At 72.8% G+C, this 19,463-nt stretch carries 15 protein-coding genes; 6 read left to right on the top strand and 9 right to left on the bottom strand.

Features of this window, described 5'->3' with window-relative positions; translation table 11 throughout:
- Window positions 1–11: 11 nt before the first annotated feature.
- Window positions 12–1,136 carry an O-antigen ligase gene (locus tag Y09_RS04085; protein ID WP_053916364.1) on the bottom strand — a complete coding sequence of 375 codons (1,125 nt, stop codon included), beginning with the start codon at window positions 1,134–1,136 and terminating at the stop codon, window positions 12–14.
- A gap of 195 nt (window positions 1,137–1,331) precedes the next feature.
- On the opposite strand from Y09_RS04085, the gene Y09_RS04080 reads away from it, so the two are divergent.
- The 6 genes from Y09_RS04080 to Y09_RS04055 all read left to right on the top strand — a co-directional run bounded on the left by Y09_RS04080 (window position 1,332) and on the right by Y09_RS04055 (window position 8,511).
- A complete protein-coding gene (locus tag Y09_RS04080) occupies window positions 1,332–2,819 on the top strand; it encodes a polysaccharide biosynthesis tyrosine autokinase (RefSeq protein ID WP_053916363.1) in 1,488 nt (495 codons plus the stop codon).
- A complete protein-coding gene (locus Y09_RS04075; protein WP_053916362.1) occupies window positions 2,816–3,883 on the top strand; it encodes a polysaccharide pyruvyl transferase family protein in 1,068 nt (355 codons plus the stop codon). Before Y09_RS04080 ends, Y09_RS04075 begins: the two co-directional genes overlap by 4 nt.
- The gene (locus Y09_RS04070) at window positions 3,876–5,150 is read left to right on the top strand and encodes a lipopolysaccharide biosynthesis protein (protein WP_053916361.1); all 1,275 of its coding nucleotides are present in this window, start codon (window positions 3,876–3,878) and stop codon (window positions 5,148–5,150) included. The genes Y09_RS04075 and Y09_RS04070 overlap by 8 nt, the downstream gene beginning before the upstream one ends.
- Entirely contained in the window at window positions 5,137–6,027 is an 891-nt protein-coding gene (locus Y09_RS04065; protein ID WP_053916360.1) for a glycosyltransferase family 2 protein, read from the top strand. The genes Y09_RS04070 and Y09_RS04065 overlap by 14 nt, the downstream gene beginning before the upstream one ends.
- A gap of 151 nt (window positions 6,028–6,178) precedes the next feature.
- Complete coding sequence (locus tag Y09_RS04060) at window positions 6,179–7,939, top strand: polysaccharide biosynthesis tyrosine autokinase (protein ID WP_053916359.1); 1,761 nt, start codon at window positions 6,179–6,181, stop codon at window positions 7,937–7,939.
- Window positions 7,936–8,511: a hypothetical protein gene (locus tag Y09_RS04055; protein ID WP_053916358.1), complete on the top strand. Its 576-nt coding sequence runs from the start codon at window positions 7,936–7,938 to the stop codon at window positions 8,509–8,511. Before Y09_RS04060 ends, Y09_RS04055 begins: the two co-directional genes overlap by 4 nt.
- A 213-nt stretch (window positions 8,512–8,724) precedes the next feature.
- On the opposite strand, the gene Y09_RS04050 is transcribed toward Y09_RS04055, so the two are convergent.
- The 8 genes from Y09_RS04050 to Y09_RS04015 form a co-directional block, all read right to left on the bottom strand.
- On the bottom strand, window positions 8,725–10,017 hold the full coding sequence (locus Y09_RS04050; protein ID WP_053916357.1) for an EpsG family protein: 1,293 nt from the start codon (window positions 10,015–10,017) through the stop codon (window positions 8,725–8,727).
- Window positions 10,018–10,072: 55 nt separating this feature from the next.
- Window positions 10,073–11,191 (bottom strand): glycosyltransferase, encoded by a 1,119-nt coding sequence (locus tag Y09_RS04045; protein WP_053916356.1) that lies wholly within the window; start codon window positions 11,189–11,191, stop codon window positions 10,073–10,075.
- Window positions 11,192–11,324: 133 nt separating this feature from the next.
- The gene (locus tag Y09_RS04040) at window positions 11,325–12,581 is read right to left on the bottom strand and encodes a peptidoglycan bridge formation glycyltransferase FemA/FemB family protein (protein ID WP_053916355.1); all 1,257 of its coding nucleotides are present in this window, start codon (window positions 12,579–12,581) and stop codon (window positions 11,325–11,327) included.
- Window positions 12,578–13,789, bottom strand: a complete 1,212-nt coding sequence (locus Y09_RS04035; RefSeq protein ID WP_053916354.1) for a peptidoglycan bridge formation glycyltransferase FemA/FemB family protein — start codon at window positions 13,787–13,789, stop codon at window positions 12,578–12,580. The genes Y09_RS04040 and Y09_RS04035 overlap by 4 nt, the downstream gene beginning before the upstream one ends.
- Window positions 13,786–15,012 carry a GNAT family N-acetyltransferase gene (locus Y09_RS04030; protein WP_053916353.1) on the bottom strand — a complete coding sequence of 409 codons (1,227 nt, stop codon included), beginning with the start codon at window positions 15,010–15,012 and terminating at the stop codon, window positions 13,786–13,788. Before Y09_RS04030 ends, Y09_RS04035 begins: the two co-directional genes overlap by 4 nt.
- Window positions 15,009–16,154, bottom strand: coding sequence for a sugar transferase (locus Y09_RS17630; protein ID WP_200716753.1), 1,146 nt, complete (start codon window positions 16,152–16,154; stop codon window positions 15,009–15,011). The genes Y09_RS04030 and Y09_RS17630 overlap by 4 nt, the downstream gene beginning before the upstream one ends.
- A complete protein-coding gene (locus Y09_RS04020) occupies window positions 16,151–17,314 on the bottom strand; it encodes a DegT/DnrJ/EryC1/StrS aminotransferase family protein (protein WP_053916352.1) in 1,164 nt (387 codons plus the stop codon). The genes Y09_RS17630 and Y09_RS04020 overlap by 4 nt, the downstream gene beginning before the upstream one ends.
- A 3-nt stretch (window positions 17,315–17,317) precedes the next feature.
- A complete protein-coding gene (locus tag Y09_RS04015) occupies window positions 17,318–19,288 on the bottom strand; it encodes a nucleoside-diphosphate sugar epimerase/dehydratase (RefSeq protein ID WP_053916351.1) in 1,971 nt (656 codons plus the stop codon).
- Between the last annotated feature and the right edge of the window lie 175 nt (window positions 19,289–19,463).

Raw genomic sequence — 19,463 nt, 5'->3', positions numbered from 1 at the left:
CGCGGGGCTCGTCAGCGGCCGGGCCGAGGTTCGGGACCGGGCGGAGTCCCGGCGCGGCGGACGGGACGCGCCCCCGCCCAGCCGATCACGATCCCGGCCAGAAGCACCACCATCGGGAACTCGTAGAGGTGGTCGATCATCGAGTGGACCGCCAGGGCGCTCCACGCGGCGACGCCGATCAGCGCTCGACCCCGCCCCCGCTGGGCGGCCAGGTTCATACCGGCGGCCAGCATCGCCCCGAAGAGGAACACGCCCACCGCGCCGAGCTCCGAGGCGACCTGGAGGACCGAGGAGTGGGCGGCGTACAGCAGCGGGTTGTACTCCGCGATGTCCGACCAGTCGGAGAACGCGCCGGGCCCGCCCCCGAGGACCGGGTGCTGCGCGAACAGGGTCAGCGCGTCCCGCCACAGCGCATGCCGCGCGCTGCTCAGCGACTGGGGTCCGGTCATCCAGGAGGGCCAGCGGCTGACGACTCCAAGCACCACCACGAGCAGCGCGGCGAGACCGACGGCGCCGAGGCCGAGGCCGACGATCGTGCGGCGGGAGAGGTGCAGGCGCCCCCAGGCGGCGAGCGCGGCGGCCAGCAGGACCACCGCGAGGGTGGCGAGGCCCGCCTTGGCGTTGGTCGCGAGCACGACGCCGAGCACGGCGATGCAGGCCCCGATCACCTGGACGAGCTGTCGGCGCCAGGCGATCTGCGCGCGGTCCCATCCCCCGAGGGCGACGTCGCCGGGGTCCCGGGTCCGCACCATCGGCGCCCCGCGCAGGCCCCGCACCCCGGCGCCCGCGCTGCCCTCGAAGATCAGCGCGCCGAGCGCCGCGAGCTGGACCCCCGCTGCGGCGAGGGCGTTCACGTAGGAGGGCACGCCCAGCAGCAGCACCAGCGCAGGAGCGACTACGAGGAGCGACACCACCAGGGGCAGCACCCCCCGCTTCGCGACATGGCCCAGCACCGCCCCCGCCACGAGCATCGGGGCGAAGGCGAGATACTGCCAGGACGTCGCGAGCACCTCGGCGGCACCGCCCTCGAGCCGGAAGCACGTCAGAGCGACGTACACCGTCCATGCCGCGGCCGCGATGAGGACGAACGTCTCCGCCGGGGGGAGCCGGGAGCTCTTCTCGGCATGCTCCTTCATCACGGTTCTCTGCACAGTGACCTCTCTCGGGCTCGGCGACGCCGGGGCTCGAGGAGCCCCTCCTGCATCAGTGGTCCGCCCGATCTACTCATCCACGGCGGGATGGGCTAGATTGAACGTGACCAGTATGTCCGCTTTGAGCAGTTTGGGCCAGGGGGATCCTCGCCCGACCGCGCACCGGGAGCGGGGAGACCCATGACGATTCAGCGCTGCTTCGCGCTCGTGCAGGAGAGATGGCGCACCGCGCTGCTGACCTCGCTGCTCGTGCTCGCGGCCGCCGCCGCGGCCATCTGGGTCCAGGCCCCTGTCTACCAGGCCTCCTCGAGCGTGTTCGTGCGCACCGGGGCGTCCGGCGACGTGTTCGACCGCACGGAGGCCTCCGACTACGCGGTGCAGCGGATCACCACCTACGCCGATCTCGCCACCTCCCCGCTCGTGCTCGACCCCGTCATCGAGTCCCTCGATCTGCAGACCGACGCGGACTCGCTCGCCTCCGTGCTCACGGTCCAGATCCCCGAGGACTCCCTCCTGCTCACCATCTCGGCGGAGGACACGGACCCGGAGCAGGCGGCGCGCATCGCGAACCTCGTCGCGGCGAGCCTGAGGACCGAGGTGTCCGGGCTCGAGTCCGCCTCGGGGCCCTCCCCGATCCACCTGACGACCGTCGCGCCGGCGCTCCCTCCGGAGCACCCCGCACGCCCCGACCTGCCGCTCCTGCTCGGCCTCGCCCTGCTCGCCGCGATCGCGGCCGGGATCGCGGCGGCGCTCGTACGCGGCACCTTCGACGACCGGGTGCGGGACGCCCAGGACCTCACCGCGCTCACCGAGCGCCCGCTGCTCGCCTCGATCCCCGAGGCCCGCGCCGGGGAGCCGCCGTTCCTGCCGCTGGAGGACGTCGCCCCGCAGGGCCGACGCGCGGAGGCGCTCCGCGGGCTGCGCACGACGCTGCGCCACCTGGGGCTCGGCACCGAGCTGCGCACCCTGCTGGTGACCTCCGCGGTGCGCGGCGAGGGCGCGACCAGCACCGCGCTCGACCTCGCCTCCACCCTCGCCCGCGAGGGGCACCGGACCCTGCTGATCGATGCGGACCTGCGCGGCACGTGGACGGACCACGGCCTCGGGCTCGGCCATCGCGACGGGCTCAGCACCGCGCTGCGGGGCGGGGCGGCCTGGACGGCGCTCGTCCAGCCCACGGCGCTCGAGAGCCTCTCCGTCCTCGCCGGCGGCCCCCGCCCGCAGAACCCCGGCGCGCTCCTGGACAGCTTCCGGATGACGACGCTGCTGCGCGACGCCGCGGACCGCTACGACATCGTGCTGATCGACGCCCCGCCCGTCCTCGCGCTCAGCGACAGCACGACCCTCGCCCAGCAGGTGTCCGGGACGCTCCTGGTCGCCGGCAGCGGCAGGGTTTGCAGCGTCCAGCTCTCGATGGCCCTGCGGAAGCTTCAGCTCGTCGACGCGGACGCTCTGGGGATCGTCCTGAACCGCGTCCAGCGCGGCGACCTGGAGACCTACTACGAGCTGCCCCCGCAGGCGGCCGCCGCCGTCCCCGAACACGCCGTGGCGGCCGGTGCGGGGCCCCGCACCGGGCGGCGCCGACGCACCGTCCCGCTGGGGACCGACCTGCAGGGCACGAGCTCCGGGAGCGCCCGGAATGCCTCCACCACAAGGAGTGAAGCGTGAAGACCATCGCCGTCGTCGGCTATTTCGGCTGGGGGAACTTCGGTGACCAGCTGTTCCTCGACACCGTCCGTCGGCGTCGGGAGGAGCTGTGGCCGGGCTCCTCCGAGATCCTGGCCCTGACCAGCAGGGACCTCGGCCGCCATGCGACCGCGGGCCCCCTGGGCGCGCTCGTCCGCGCCGCACACTCCCTGCGGATCCTGCGCCGCGCGGACGTGCTCGCGTACTGCGGCGGCTCCGTGTTCACCGACGTGTCCGGGGTCGACGCGCTGCGCCGACGGCTCCGCCCCGCCCGTGTGCAGGCGCTCGGCGTCTCGGTGGGCCCGTTCGCCGACGAGCAGGCGCGGCAGGACGTGAGGCAGTACCTCGGCGAGTTCGAGCGGATCGTGGTCCGGGACGACTCCTGGACCCTCCTCCAGGAGGACCTCCCCCTCCTGCCCGAGCCGGTCGCCGGCCCGCCGGCGGGCATCGAGCAGGGCGGGGACCTCGCCGCGCTCAGCCCGCTGATCACCCGGGCGGCCGACGACGAGCGCTCCGGGCTGGTGGTGTGCCCCTCCGCGGCCGCCGACGCCGACGTGGAGCTGCTCGCCGAGCAGGTGCTCCAGGCGCGCCGCGCCATGCGGCTGCGCGGGCTGCCCGCTCCGGTGCGGATCCTGGCGCTGAACGGCCACCCCCGCAACGGGGACGAGCAGCTGGTCCGCGCGCTCGCCGCGGCGCTGCGCGATCAGGGCGTCGAGTGCACGACGAGCAGCTTCCTCGAGATCGGCCTCGAGGGCACCCTGGCGGTGCTCGGCTCGGCCTCCCTGGTGCTGAGCCAGCGCCTGCACGGGGCGATCGTCGCCTATCTCTCCGGCGGGAGGTTCCTGATGCTCGACCACCACGCCAAGTGCCGCGCGTTCGTCGAGGACGTCTCCGGCGATGCGGCCGTCTGCGTCCCGGTGGACGCGCCGGACCTCTCCGAGGCGCTCGAGGCGGCGCTCTCCCCCGAGCGGTCCCCGGTGCGGGCCCCGGAGGAGTACATCCGCCACGCTGAGCGCATCTACCTGGGGCAGATGGCCCATGCCTGAGACGCGCACCGCCCCCGCCGAGGCCCCGCCCGGCCGCTCACCCGGCCTTTTCGCCCGCGCCGGGAGCTTCCTGCTCGTCCTGGGCGGGACGATCGGCAGCGGGGTCTCCCACTGGTTCATCGTCTGGTTGATCGCGGCGACCTACGGCGCCGCGGGCCTCGGCGAGTACTCCGTGGTCCTGGCCGGCGCCACCCCGCTGTTCATCTTCCTGGGGCTGGGGCTGCGCAACGTCTACGTCTCCCTGGCCGGCTCCCCGCGCTGGGGGACGTTCCTGCGCTGGCGGGTGGGCGGGCTCGCCCTCGCCTTCGCGCTCCTGGCGGTGTACTGCCTGATCGCGGCGCCCTACTGGGGGATCTTCCTCGGCATGGCGGTGATGAAGGTGGCGGACGGCCTGTCCGAGCTGGCCCTCGCCCGCCTCCAGCGCCAGGGGCGCTTCACGGCGCTCGGCGCGCTCACCAGCGTCGGCGCGGTCGCCACTGTCGCCGCGATCTCCGTCGCCGCCTGGCTGTCGGCGCCCACCGGGGTGCTGCTGGCGTGCGTGGGCGGCGTCTCGCTGACGATGGGCCTGGTCGCCCTCGCCCTCTCGCGCCCGAGCCGGGCCTCGCTCGAGGCCGAGGAGGAGATCGGGGTGCGCCGCCTGCTGGCCGCCGCTCTGCCCATCACGGCCTCGACCGGGCTGATGAGCCTGGTCGCCTCGATCCCGGTGTGGTTCCTCGGGGCGCACACGAGCGCGCCGGAGGTCGGCCGCTTCACGGCCGCCGCCTATCTGATCGTCGCCGCGAACCTGCTCGGCGCCAGCGCGCAGACGATCCTGATCACCACCTACCGCCGCCGGCTCGCCGACGAGGGGGCCGCCGCGCTGCTGCGCTCGATGGGGCGCCACACCCTGCTCCTGGGCGCGGTCGCCGTCCCCGTAGTCGTGGCCGTCGTGCTCCTCGGCGACCCGTTCCTGCGCCTGGTCTACGGCGACGCCTTCGGGGCGAGCCCGCTGGAGCTGCTCGCCTTCGGGGTGACCGCGGCGCTGTGCATCCTCGGCTACCTCAACTCCACCGTGCTGCTGGTCCTGAACTGGTACCGCAGCCAGCTCCTCACCACGATCGCGACCCTGGTGGGCGCGGCCCTCCCGCTCGCGCTCGCCACGATGATCGGCACCACGCAGTGGGTCCTGGTGGGGATCCTCTCCATGACCGGCGCCTATCTCGTCCGCTTCGTCACGGCGCGACTCCTGCTGACCCCGCGAAGGGTGGTCTCCGATGTCCCTCACTGATCCGCACCCCGAGACCCGGCGACAGGGCGAGGAGCCGCCCGGCCCCGAGCTCTCCGTGAGCGTGGTGATCCCGCACTTCAACAGCACCGACACGATCGGGCGCGCCCTGGAGTCGATCGCGGCGCAGACGCTGCTCCCGCTCGAGGTGGTCGTCGTCGACGACTGCTCGGCACCCGAGGAGCGCGAGATGCTGCGCGGCCTGGAGGAGGAGACGTTCCCGTTCCGGGTGCGGGTGCTGGAGCAGGAGCGGAACCAGGGTCCCGCAGCGGCGCGGAACCGCGGCTGGGAGGAGGCAGAGGGCGACTGGATCGCCTTCCTGGACAGCGACGACTCCTGGCATCCGCGACGCCTCGAGCTGCAGGCGCGCGCGCTCACGCCCGCCACACTGATGGCCAGCACGCATTCCCTGGTGCTCTCCGAGGACGACCCCTCCCCCGCCCCGCTGCCGACGCGCGTGCCGGCGCCGGTGCGTCTGGGCATGGGGCATCACATCGTCAGCAATCCGCACACCACCTCCTCCGTGCTCCTGCGCCGCGACCTCCCGGTGCGCTTCACGCCCGGGCGGTTCTACGCCGAGGACTACGAGCTGTGGATCCGGGTCGCCGCCCTCGGCGACGTCCTCTCGGTGCCCGTTCCGCTGGCGTACTTCCACAAGGACCCCTTCGGCACCAGCGGCCTGTCCAGCAGGATCTGGAAGATGATCGCCGGCGAGCAGCGCACCTTCCTGCTGCTGCGGCGCGACGGCGTGCTCTCCCTGCCGCAGTTCCTCGCCGCGGAGGCGATCATGGTCGCCCGGATCGCGCGGCGCCTGGTGCTCCGCGCCGTGCGGGACCTCCCCGGCCGCGTCGCCGGCCCTCGCCGCCCTCGGTCGTCCTGAATCGGACATTCAGGACGAACCTACCCATACCGGGGCATTCTGGGGTAGATTCGTCTCGAGGCGAGGGGCTCCACCGAGAGGCGAGCCGAGCCGGTTGCGTCAGTGAGCACCCCAGCCACCCGAGCACATCGATTCGGACGAGGGGACTCCCGTGGAGCTGCAGCAGTATCTGACGATCCTGAAGGAGCGGTGGAGCACAGTCGCCATCGCGGCCGTGATCGTGCTGGCGGTCGTCAGCACGCTGACGCTCACGCGCACCCCGACCTACACCGCCACGAACCGGGTGTTCGTGCAGACGGAGGCGGGCGGCTCGGTCTCCGAGCGCAGCAGCGGCGTGAACTTCGCCAGCCAGCAGATCATCACCTACGCCGATCTCGCGAAGACGCCGATCGTGCTCGACCCGGTGATCGAGGAGCTCGGGCTGGACCTCACCGCCGAGCAGCTCGCCGATCGCATCAGCACCCGGATCCCCGAGGACACGCTGATCATCGACATCACGGCCTCCTCGGTGGACCCGCAGGTCGCCTCGGCCATCGCGAACGCCACCTCGGAGAGCCTGCGCACGCAGGTCTCGACCCTCGAGGCGCCGACGCAGGAGGCGGCCGCGACGGGGACCACCGAGGACGGGCTCGAGGCCGTCCCCTCGACCGTCGAGCTCACCGTGATCTCCTCCGCCGCGACGCCGAGCTCCCCCGCGTCGCCGAACATCCCCCGCGATCTCGCGCTCGGCGTGCTGCTCGCGCTGCTCGCCGGACTGGCGGCGGCCGTGGTGCGGGACTTCCTGGACAACCGGGTGCGGCGCCCTGCCGACATCGAGGCCCTGTACGACCTTCCGGTGATCGGATCGATCCCCTCGGTGCACTCCTCGCAGAACGTCGCGCTGATCGCCGCGCAGAAGCCCAGCAGCGTGCAGGCGGAGGCCTATCGCGAGCTGCGCACCAATCTCCACTTCATGCTCATCGCCGACAGGATGAAGACCCTCCTGGTGACCTCCTCGCTCTCCGGCGAGGGGAAGTCGAGCACCGCGATCAACCTCGCCCAGGTGCTCGCCCAGGCCGGGGACCGCGTGCTCCTGGTCGACGCCGACCTGCGCCGCCCCTCCCTCGCCACGGAGCTCGGCCTCGAGCGGACCGTCGGCCTCACCACCGTGCTGATCGGCGATGTCGAGCTCGACGACGTGACCCAGCCGCTGGAGACGGCGGGGCTGGACGTCCTCACCTCGGGCCCCATTCCCCCGAACCCCAGCGAGCTGCTGGGCAGCGAGGCGATGCGCTCGCTGCTGGAGGCGGCGTCCGAGGCGTACGACTACGTGGTGGTCGACACCGCTCCCCTGCTCGCCGTCACCGATGCCGTGGCGCTCTCCCGCTTCGTCGACGGATCGCTGGTCGTCGCGCAGTGCGACCGGGTCAAGAAGCAGCAGTTCGGCGAGGCGCTCGCGAAGATGGACTCCGTCGACGCCCGAGTGCTCGGCGTGGTCGTGAACAACGCGCCGCGGGACGTCCGCGACGTCTACACCTACCTCCCCGACGAGGAGTCCTCCGAGCCCGCGGTGAGCGTGGTGCCCGCCGAGGATCGTCCCGCGGAGGCGTGGCCCGAGGACGCCCGACCCTCGGGGTCGGCATCTTCCGAGCACCGGCACGAGGAGGCGCTGGAGGCCGAGGAGGCCACCGGCGACCGTCCGGAGGCCCTGCCGGCCGCCCGGGCCGCACGCCCGACCGCCATGCACGGCGGCCGCCCCGCCGCGCCGCGGCGCCGTGCGGTGCGCCGTCCCGAGGCCACGCGCCCCGACGACTCCCGGCAGTCCGGCTCCGATCGCTCCTCCGGTGGCACCCACGAGGCCGACGTCCCGGCCGGCGGCCCCGCCCTGACCGTCTCCGGCGGCGCAGGTCGACAGGGGGCCAGGTCCGCATGACGACCGATTCGATCGATTCGATCCTCGTCGTCTGCACGGGGAACATCTGCCGCTCCCCCGTGGGCGAGGGGCTGCTGCGCCATCGCCTGGCTCCTCGGCGCATCGCCGTCAGCAGCGCAGGAACGCACGCCGTGGTGGGGCGCCGTCCGGTCCCGGAGGCGATCAGCACGGTGCTGGAGTCCACCGGCGAGGAGCTGCGCGGCCCGGGCACGCAGCTCACCCTCGAGGCGGTCGAGTCCGCGGATCTCATCCTCACGATGAGCACGAGGCAGCGTGCTTCCGTCACCGCGCTCTCGCCGCGCGCCGTGCGACGCACCTTCACCCTGCTCGAGTTCGCGCGGATCACCGAGCTGCTCGGCGACGACGAGGTCCACGACTCGCTCGCCGATCTGGTGCGCGCCTGCGCCCCTCTCCGACGGCTCGCGAACGCGTCCCGGGCGGAGATGGACATCGCCGATCCCTACGGCGGCCCGCCGGCGGGATACGTGAAGAGCTTCGGCATGATCGCCGCGGCGGTGGACACATCGGCCCGTGCGATCGGTCGAAGCCTCGAGGAGCCCCTGCCGAGCTGAGAGCAGCGTCGCTCTGCGCCCGGTGGGCGAGGGGACGAGGGGGCGTGCGCCGTTCAGGCGCACGCCCCCTCGTCAGTCCGTCGGCACGTGGAGCCGCTGCTCCGTCCCGCCGCCGGCCCGTCAGGCTGCCGCTCGGTCCGTCGGTCCGTCGGCAGCGGCGCCCCGTCGCTGCTCGTCGGCAGCGCCCGTCGCCCCTCTCGGGGCCGGCGCCCGTCACTGCCCGAGGTAGGTGCGGTACGGGATGACCTCGCCGTAGTTCTGGACACCCAGGGCGTAGTAGGCGACCGCGGCCAGGAGGACCAGCAGGGTGATCAGCGTGCGGTCCTGCATCTTCGCGATGCGGTTGGGCACGAGCAGGATCGCGAAGATCCCGAAGTAGCCCGACAGTCGGCTGAGCACGATCGCCTGGGTCCCCACGATCATCAGGGCCACGCCGGCGAGGACCAGCACGGCGAGCTGCGACTCCAGGCGGGTCAGCGGCGCCTTCCGACTGCCGACGAACACGACCAGGATCATCAGCGCCAGGTAGGCGAAGATCGACAGGTACGAGCCGATGCCCGTCTGCCCCGAGTCGAGGTAGTCCCCGTAGCGCGGGTTGAGCACCTCGAGGAAGGAGACGAGGAAGGGCGCGGCCCGCACGCCTGCCGCGGCCACCAGCGCGCCTCCGAGGAAGAACAGCGTGGTCTGGACGGTGGGCCGCCAGCGGCGCACCACCAGCATCACGACGATCGCGAGGATCGCCGTCATGTGGAAGCTGAGGGCGATGATCGCGAGCAACCAGAACACGACGTTCTTCCTGCCCAGGTAGGTCCAGGCGAGGAAGAGGAGCGCGACGGCGATGTACTGGCGCAGCGCGTTGAAGGACGAGGTGTACTCGAAGGCGACGAAGAGCGCGACGGCGAAGCCCGGATCCATGGACAACCGCTTGATCCCGAGATAGACGGGCAGCACGGTCAGGACCGCCGCGACCCAGAACAGCGCCTTCGGGTCCTCCGTGAACGTCTTGATCACCAGCATCAGGAGCGTGTACCCGACCTCCTGCGTGGACTCGGCGAAGTCGCTCGCCCAGTCGTCGGGGTTCATGCTGTTGAAGACCAGCTCGTAGGTCGGGTAGTCGGTGCCCACGTCGTAGCGGAGTCCGGAGAACGCGATGAGCACGGTGACGGCCGCGGCGTCGAAGACCGTCCATCGCCGTGCGGCCCGGGCGGTCTCCTCCTCGGTGACGATCGCGCCGGCGGACCGGGCGCGGTACCTGGTCGAGCTCGCCGTCCTCGTCGCAAGGCCGAGGCCGCCGGAGCGGGGACGGTAGCGGGACGCGGAGAGGCTCTTCGTCCCCGTCGCCCTCGCGCCGGCTGTCCTCATGCCGGGGGTCCTCATGCCGCCCGTCCGGGCCGGGGCGTCGGCCGCCTCCGTCGAGGACGTCTCGCGCGGGTTCTTCAGGGCGACCCGGAAGCTGAGCGCGGCGAGCGCCGTCACGACCACGAGCAGGATGAAGTACGGCGTCATCGGGTCCCTCCCCCGTTCCCGAGGCCCGCGGCTCCCCGTGCGGCGGGCGGATGGCTCACAGCGCGTACCTCGTCCCGTGCGGGTACTCGCCGCTGATCGTCGAGCGCGCGAACTCCAGCAGGGTGTCCGCGGCATGGACGTAGGAGAGGGTGGACGCCTCCGGCAGGGCGGGGCCCTCGCCGCGGGCGGCGCCGAGCACGCGGTCGGCGAGCGCCTCGACGTCGTCCTCGGGGGCGAGCTGCACGGCGGGCAGGTCGCGCACGCCCTTGACGTCGAAGCCGACGACGGGCAGGCCGATCGCGATCGCCTCGAGGCCCACGCGCGGCAGGCCCTCCCAGCGGGAGGTCTGCACGAGCACGTGGGAGCGCTCGAAGTGCGGGACCGGGTCGGCGACGCCGTGGCGGATCACGAGCCCCTCGACGTCGCTGCGGGAGCTCGGGTCGTCGAAGAGCTCGCCCTCGCCGAGCATGTCCAGGACGACGTCCACGCCGCGGTCGCGCAGCACGTGCGCGAGCCGGACGGCGGCGGCGGGGTTCTTCCGCTCCGAGAACTCCCCGCACCACACCAGGCGCAGCGGCTCCTCCCCCTCGCGCCAGGGCATCGGGGCACGGCGCACGAAGCGCTCGGTGTCCAGGCCGACGCCGCCCAGGAGGCGCAGGCGCGGGATGCGGGTCGCGTGCCGGTCGAACCAGTCCTGGTCGGCGGAGTTGATGCAGACGATCCCGTCGGTGCGGTGCACGAGCGCGCGCTCGATCGCTCGGAAGGGCAGGTCGGCGAGGCGGTCGCCGTTCCAGTGCAGGCCGTGGCAGAAGTAGACGACCGGCACACCCACCCCGGCGGCGCGCACGAGCATGGAGGCGGTCGCGGTGTTGGTGATGACCACGTCGATGCCCCTGCCGCGCACCCACTCGCGCAGCTCCGCCCGGGCGCGCCAATTGCGCGGGGAGGGCCTGCGGGTGATCGACGGCAGGACCGTCGCCTCCGCGAAGGTCTCGGCGAGGGACCCGGCGGCGCTCTCGACCACGGCTCCCTGCTCGCGCCACCGCTCGGTGATCTCGAGGAAGAAGGCGTCGAGCGTCCCCCCGATGGACGTCAGCAGCCCGACGACGGGCGCTGCGACGTCCGCACGCCGCTCGGGAGCCGGGGCGGTTCCGAGATCTGCACTTCCCGTCACGACGGGCCTCCTTGTCACGAGGGACGCCGGCGGGGCGCAGGGCGACCGCCTCGGCACCAGGTGCCGCAATGTCCGTTTTGTCCCATTGGGGTGGATCCTACTCTAGGTGATGGCGCCGACAGGCGGAAGCGCCTCACGACCTCGAGCACCGCATCGGACGCCGCAGCCCGGCGTCGGCGAGGTGCCGGATGCGTCCGTAGAGCGGGAGCAGCCGCGTGAAGCCTGCGTGGAGCAGCGGCGAGAGGACCAGCTCCCAGCCGCCGATGCCCTCGCGCACCTCTCCGCCCATGTCCGCCTTGAAGACGAGCAGCCCGGCCTCGGGGCCGTCGGCCTCGAGCGTCTCCGCGACGCCGCCGATGTCGAGCTGGTCGGCGCCCTCCGCGATCGCGCCGTGGATGATCTCGGCGTAGAGCGCGTTCGCCGCCTTGAGCTGTCTCCGCAGGTCGCCGCGCGCGGCGAAGACGCCCTGGGCGTGGCCTCCCGCGCGGGCGGTGCCGTTGGCGGCCAGGACGTCCCCCTCGTGGAGGGCGAGGTGGAGGTGGAAGGTGCCGGGCTGGTCCCCGGCCAGCGCGTCCCACATCGACTCGAAGTACTCCAGCGGCTGCGCCGAGAACCCCTGCCGTGCGGCGGTCTCCGCATAGAGGCGCTGGACCGTGGGGAGGTCCTCGCGCGTCCCGTCGATGACCACCACGCCCTCCCGCTCGGCCTTGCGGATGTTCTTCCGCCAGGCGCGGGTCATCCCGGCCAGCACCTCCTCCTCCGTGCGCCCGCCCAGCGGGATCCAGAAGGTGAACAGCGGCTGGCTGGCGTCGAGCATCCCGTCCTGCGGCAGGCGGTGCCATCCCGCGGCGGCGAGGGCCTGGACGGCCCGATGGCCGACGAGGTCCTCGCGATCGGAGGTCACCTGGGACCACTTCGTCACCTCGGGATCGGCGAGGGCGGCCTTGACCGCGGTCGGCCCCCAGGCCCGCAGGGCCAGGGAGGGCACGACGACGAGCGCGAAGATCCCGCGCCCTCTCGCGTACGCCTCGAGGGCGGCGAGGAGATCCGGCAGGTCGCCGTGCTCCCAGTCGATCACCGGTCCCTGCGCCATCATCGCGAAGCGGCGATGGACCACGGGCAGGGAGCGGCTGCGCAGCAGCGCCACCCCGACCAAGCGGTCGTCGAGGTCGTACCAGCCCACGAGCTCCGGGTCCCAGTCCCCGCTGCGGGCCCTCCCCCACTGCGGGCTCTGCTGGTAGCCGGCGTGGGCGGACGAGCCCAGGTACTCCCAATAGGCGTCCTCGTCGATGCCGCGCACCGTGGTGCGGGGATGCGGGGCGAGGTCGCGCCTGCGTCCGGCCGAGCCGCGCGGGCGCCTGGTCCGGTCCCGCGCGTCGCTCAGCGTCACCGCTCCGACCTCCAGGTGCGCAGCCGGCCGTACAGGGGCAGCAGGGTCGCGAACGCCCGGTACAGCACGGGGTTCAGCGGCAGGTCCCAGGTGCCGAGGTACTCGTAGGTCACGCCGCCGGCCGAGGCCTTGTAGCGCAGCAGACCGGCATCGGCGGTCTCCGCGTCGAGCGAGCCTCCCACCCCGCCGAGGTCGTAGAGCACGGCGCCGTCGGCGTGCGCCCGGTGGAACGCCGCGTCGTAGGCCAGGTTGGAGGCCTTGAGCTGCCGCTTCTCGTCGCTGTTGGCGATCAGCACCGCCTGTGCCCGTCGGCCCGTCTGCACGGTGCCCATCACGGAGAGGACGTCCCCCTCGTGCACGGCGAGCAGGACGTGGAACTTCCCGGGGAACCCGTCCGTGAAGGAGTCCCACATCGACTCGAGGAACTCGAGGGAGAACGTCGCGAAGCCGTGCTTGGCGGAGGTCTCGTCGTAGAGCCGCTTCACCTCGGGCAGGTCCGCCCGGGCGGCCTCGACGATCTCGACGCCCTTGCGCTCGCCGCCGCGGACGTTGCGGCGGAACGAGCCGCTGGCCAGGCCCCGGATCTCCGATTCCTCCACCCCTTCGAGGGGGATCCAGACGTTGTAGACCGACTGGGCGTCCTCGACCTTCTCCTGGTCCTGGCGGATCCAGCCGAGCTGGTCGAGGGTGATCATGGTGCGCCGGCCCGTCTCGTCGATCTCGTCGGGCGGGAGCTGGGACAGCGCCCGGTATGCCTCGTCCTGGATCGCGGCCCGGATGGGCTCGGAGTCCCAGCGGTGGACGGTGAGCGGGGGAACGATCCGGATGGCGAACGCCTTGGCGTCGCGCAGGTGCGCGCTCAGCGCCCCGAGGACCCCGGGGACGTCGCCGTCCTCCCAGTCCATGACGGGACCCTGGTTGATGTAGGCGAGCTTCCACGGCCCCACGGGCAGCCCGCGCAGGCGCACGGCGGCGATCCCGACGAGCTCCCCCTCGCGGTCGAAGACGCCCAGCAGCTCCGAGTCCCAGTCGGCCCCCCGCGCGCGGACCCAGTGCGGGGTCTGCGGGAAATTGCCGGTGGAGGAGCGATGCAGGTGCGCGGAGAAGGTGCGCTCGTCGATCCTCCTGACGGTGTACTCGGTGCGGACGTCATAGCCCGCATGCGTGTCCTCGCGCCGTCCGGTGTCGGCATGCACTGCGCTGCTCATCGTCGGTCGTCCTCTCGATCTCCAGGTGATTCCCCGCTCGGCCCGGGGCCCGCAGGGCCGTCGGTCCGGGGCGGTGCGGAACGGTAGGAGGGGAAGAAGGTGCTCTCGGCGCGGCGCTCCTGGGCGGGGGCGCAGAGCCGCTCGTAGACCTCGGGCAGGAAGACCTGCTCGCCGGTGAAGTAGGCACGGTCGCCGTCGCGGGTGAAACCGCGCTTGAAGTGCAGGAGGCTGTCATCGGCTGTGTTGGCGATCCCGCCGGTCAGGACGTGCTCGCGACTGCCGGCCTCGCGCGCGACGAGCAGCGCGCCGACGGCGGCCAGGGTGGTCGCGTTCCCGCGGAGGGCCTCGGTGAGGGTCCCGGCGATGTACGCGACGCTGGAGTCGTCGCGCAGGATCACCATCTCCGCCGACAGCGGGACCCCGTCCTCGTCGGCGAAGACGTACGCGACCTGGCCGGGGACGGCGCGATGGATCATGCGCAGGAAGTCCTCGCCGACGTGGAACCTCTGCTGGGCCTCGCGGCGGTGCATGGTCTCGGCGTGGATCGGCAGGAAGTCCTCGATGCCGGACTCGTCCCGCACCACGCGCAGGGTCATCCCGCCCTCGAGCGCCTTGCGGTAGCTGCGTCGGACGCTCTTGCGGAGCGCCGCGACGACGTCCTCCTCGCTGAACCCGTCGAGGTCCACGACGATGTGCGGGGCCTGCTCGCGCAGGGTGCCGGGATAGGGCAGGCGGTGGCGCTCGACGGGGGTGAAGCGGATGATCTCGCTGACGATCCGCTGCTCGTGCGCCCATTCGCGCATCGCTGCCCAGAACTCGTCGACCTGCGCCGGGGTGGCGACGGAGAGCGGCCCGCCGTAGACGAGCGGGGTGTACAGGTCGCGCAGTTCCTCGTCCAGCACGTTCCCGGCCGCGTCGTGGGTGATGGGGCGGACGATGAAGGCGTAGTAGATCTCGGTGCCGTCCGGGAAGGCCATCACGGCGCACATCGGCTGCTCGCCGTCCCGCGCCTCGGCCTCGACGAAGTCGGGATGGGTGAACAGGTCCCGCTGGCCGGCGCGCTGCCAGGCCTCCGCCCAGCGGCGGCGCTCCTCGGGGTCGGCGCCGTCGAGCACGGCGAAGGAGACGTCCTGCGGGGCCGGGAGGGTCCCCTGCTGCCGGGATGCGGCGTCGGCGCCGTGGGCGCGGTGCGCACCCGCCGGGCTGATCGACGGGATGCTCATGGAGTCCTCTCCTCAGAATCTCTCACCAGCTGAAGGGGGCGTGCGAAGCCCTCCTCGGGCAGGCCGAGGAAGGCGATCAGGGCGGGCGTGCCGCCCGGGACGGTGGTGGGCGGCAGATCGGCGGTGAGGTGACGGACGGCGGCGCCGGGGGCGGCGTAGCCGCTGCGGGCGAGCGAGGAGGCGAGCTCCGGGCCGGGCTCCTCGCCGGGGGCGAGGACGGCCCATTCGGCCGCGTGCACGACGCGCAGCCGGCTGGCCAGCAGCAGCAGCGCCTCGTCCAGGAGGGTGTCCGCGGCCCCCTCCGCGCCTGGGCCGAGACGGAGCGTCAGCTCGACGAGTCCCGGCTCCACGAGCGTGACGGTGCCCTCGAGGACGATGCGCTCCTCACGGTCACGGCAGACCCAGGTGCCGTCGTCCTCGGGGCCGTGAAGCTCGAGGTCGGTCGTGGACTGGGGGCCGGGGAAGTCCGACATGGACACCCCGCCCTCGTCGGTCACGCCGTCGCGGCGCAGCACCGCGGTGACGGTGTCGATCAGGATCCGCAGGTCCAGGTCGAGGCCGAGGCGTCGCACGTACTCCTGGTCCATGGTGAGCCTGTCGTCCCAGGCCAGGGAGTTGCGGCCGTGCACCTGCGAGTACCCGGTGAGGCCTGCGGGGACGGTGTGCCGGGCGAACTGCTCGGCGCTGAAGCGGCCGATGTAGTCGGTGGTCAGCGGGCGCGGACCGACCAGGCTCATGTCGCCGCGCAGCACGTTCCACAGGCTCGGCAGCTCGTCCAGGCTGGTCTCGCGCAGCAGCCTCCCGAAGGGGACCAGGCGCGCGGCGTCGTCGTCGGAGCCGTCGGGGGCGACGGCGCGCATCGAGCGGAACTTCCGCAGTCGGAAGATCCGCCCGTCCTGGGTGACGCGCTCCTGGGTGAACAGGACCGGCCTGCCCATCGTCGCCATCACGCCGGCGGAGACCGCCAGCATGGGCAGGGCGGTCACCGCGAGCCCGATCCCGGCGAGGACCGCGTCGGCCCGTCGGCGCCGGCGCAGATAGCTCTGCTGGCCCGGGGAGAGACGGATCGGGTCGAGGTGCTGGATCGGGCCCACGATCGCGCGGGCCCGCCGCCCTCGCCCCGGTGCGCCGGGAAGCGTCATGTCGCGGCCTCCGTCAGCGGCGTGGCCACCGCGCGTCGGCCGAGGGCGGCGCGGAGCGTCGCGTCGATGGTCTCGCACTCCGCCTCCGTGAGCGCGGAGCCGCTGGGCAGGGTCAGGCCCGTGCGGAACAGGTGCTCGGAGGCGCCGTTGACCGCGGCGGGGATCCCGGCGAAGACGGGCTGGAGGTGCATCGGCTTCCACAGCGGGCGGCTCTCGATCCCGGCCGCGGTGAGGGCGGCGCTGAGGGAGGCGGCGTCGAAGCCGGCGATCTCCGGGTCGACGACCAGCGCGGTGAGCCAGCAGTTGTCGTGCTCGTCGCCGTCGCGCTGGAAGACCTCCACGCCGGGCACGTCCTGGACGATCCGGGCGTAGGCCTCGCGGCGGGCGCGGCGGCGGGCGATCATCTCGTCCAGCCGGCGCAGCTGGGCGTTGCCCATCGCGGCCAGCAGGTTCGAGAGGCGGTAGTTGTACCCGATGTCGCGGTGCTCGTAGTGGACCGCGGGCTCCCGTGCCTGGGTGGCGAGATGGCGCACGCGGCAGGCGGCGTCCTCGTCATCGGTGAGGTACATGCCGCCGCCGGAGGTGGTCATGATCTTGTTGCCGTTGAAGGAGAAGATCGCGGCGTCGCCGTGCTTGCCGGCGGGCAGCCCGGCGTGGTGGGCGCCGAGCGACTCGGCCGAGTCCACCAGCACCTTCGCGCCGGCGCGGTGGGCGATCTCGACGATGCGGGAGTGATCCGCGCTGCGGCCCAGGAGGTCCACGGGCACGACGGCGGGGACGGAGACGCCCTCCTCGGCCAGCTCCTCGAGGACCTGGGCGAGCAGGCCCGGGTCCATCTGCCCGGTCGCCGGGTCGGAGTCGACGAAGTACGGGGTCGCGCCGGTGTAGCTGATCGCGTTCGCGGTCGCGGCGAAGGTCATCGTCGAGGTGGGGACCACATCGCCGGGGCCGACGCCCCAGGCCAGCAGTCCCAGGTGGAGGGCGCTGGTGCCGGAGGCGAGGGCGACGGCGTGGCGCCTGCCGATCCGCTGCGCGATCGAGGTCTCGAAGGCGTCGACGGCGGGGCCGAGGGGTGCGATCCACCCGGAGTCGAAGGCGTCGGCGACGGCCGCGCGCTCGAGCACGGTGACGTCGGGACCGGACATGATGATGCGTGCCATGGTTCAGAACCCCACTGCGATCGGGGCGCGGGCGGCGGCGGGCCGGGTGGCCTCCATCGCCTCGCACACGGTGGTCAGGACGTCGAGGACCTGGGCGTCGCTGCGCAGCGAGCGGAGCTCGGGCAGCTCGTCGGAGGAGACCGGCACGACCGGCACCCCCCGGATCAGCGAATGGGAGGTGACCACGGAGTCCTCGCCGGGGGCGAAGAGGTCCTCGTGGAGCTTCTCGCCGGGGCGCAGGCCGGAGAAGACGATCTCCACGTCCTTGCGGGAGGCGTCGATGAGCTGCTGGGCGAGCTGCACGATCGGGACGGGCTCTCCCATGTCGAGCACGAGGGCCTTGCCGCTCTCCCCGACCACCGCGGCCTGGAGCACCAGCTGCACGGCCTCGGAGACCGTCATGAAGTAGCGGGTGACATCGGGATCGGTGACGGTGACGGGGCCGCCGCGCTCGATCTGGGCGATGAAGGTGTGGATCACGGAGCCGCGGGTGGCGAGCACGTTGCCGAAGCGGACGCTGAGCCAGGTGCCGTGGCCGGCGGTGCGGCCCTTGTGGGCGGTGAGCCCCTCGGCGATGCGCTTGGAGTAGCCGAGCACGTTGTGCGGGTCGGCCGCCTTGTCGGTGGAGATGTTCACGAAGTGCTCCACGCCGTGGCGGTGCGCGGCCTCGAGCACGTTGTGGGTGCCGAGCACGTTGGTCTTGAAGGCCTCGTCGGGCGACTTCTCGAGCATGTTGACGTGCTTGAGCGCGGCGGCGTGGAAGACGACGTCGGGCTTGTGGCGGCTGAAAACGGCGTCGAGGCGCTCGGCGTCGCGGATGTCGGCGAGCTCCATGTTGTCGTTGCCGAGGTCGGCGGTGACGCTCATGCTCAGCAGCAGCGCGTGCAGGGCCGACTCGTCGCGGTCGAGCATCACCAGCTCGGCGGGGTCGAAGTCGGCGATCTGGCGGCACAGCTCGGAGCCGATGGAGCCGCCGGCCCCGGTGACCAGCACGGTCTTCCCGTGCAGCATCTCGGAGATGGTGGAGAGGTCGGTGGTGACGGGGCGGCGGCCGAGGAGGTCGGCGGGCTGGATCTCGCGCAGGTCGGCGTGGTGGACCCCGTCGATCATCTCGCCGAGCGGCGGGACGATCCTCACCGGCAGCTCGAGCTCGGTGGCGGCGACGGTGAGGGTGCCGATCGTGTCGGCGGAGATGTGGGTGGTCGCGATGACGAGGACGTCCGCGCCGGTGCGCTCGAGGGCGGGTCGCAGCTGGTCGGTGGTGCCGGCGACGCTCACCCCGGCGTGGCGGAGGTGGCGCTTGCGCAGGTCGTCGTCGAGGAAGCCGACGGGCTCCCACGTCGAGGAGGGGTCGCGCATCATCGAGTCGGCCAGTGCGCGGCCGACGTCACCGGCGCCGACGATCAGCGCGCGGGAGGGCTCGGTCTCGCGCCGGGTGCGCAGGGCGCGCAGGGCGGCCAGGCGCACCAGGTAGCGCGCGGCCGCGACGGCGAGGATCACCAGCGGCGCGGCGATGACCGTGGCGGTCCTCGGCAGCAGCTGCGCCGGCCACAGCGCGTTGGCGGCGGTGATCACGAACGCGGTGGCGAGCACGACTCCGGCCAGCGGCGCCATCTCGTCGAAGCTGCCCACGAGGTGGCGGCCCTGGTGCAGGCGCACGGCGCGGGCGAGGAGCGTGTAGACGGTCACGGCGATCGCGGTGAGCACGAGCAGGCCGAGCACCGGCGTGCCGGTCCCGTCGAGGGAGAGGCCGAAGGAGAAGGAGAGAGTCTCCAGCCGCAGGGCGGAGGCGGCCCACAGGCCGACGAACCACATCACCGCGTCCACGCCGATGAGCAGCGGCGGTGCGAGGAGGAGGTCGCGGCCGTAGAGCGAGCCCTGCGCCGCTTCGGCGGAGAGCGCGCCCTCGCCGACGGCGCCGCGTCGGCGGGTCGACGAAGCACGCAGGACGGAGTGCAGAGAGATGATGGACACGGGCCCCCCTCGATCGGCGTTGCGGACCGTGGCCTCGCGACTGAGTCGCGACTGTCCGTTTTGCCCGCCTTAAGACGATTCGCACCATACGTCACTTTTGAGGGGTTGTGAAGTCGCCTCCGCGACGGAGTTCGGTCGCGCCTGCCGAGCCGGGCATAACGAAGGCCCCGGGCGC

Source organism: Brachybacterium sp. SW0106-09 (genome assembly GCF_001293905.1).
Lineage (GTDB): Bacteria > Actinomycetota > Actinomycetes > Actinomycetales > Dermabacteraceae > Brachybacterium > Brachybacterium conglomeratum.
Note: the sequence above shows the minus strand (reverse complement) of the source record. Positions and strands in the feature narration are given on the sequence as shown.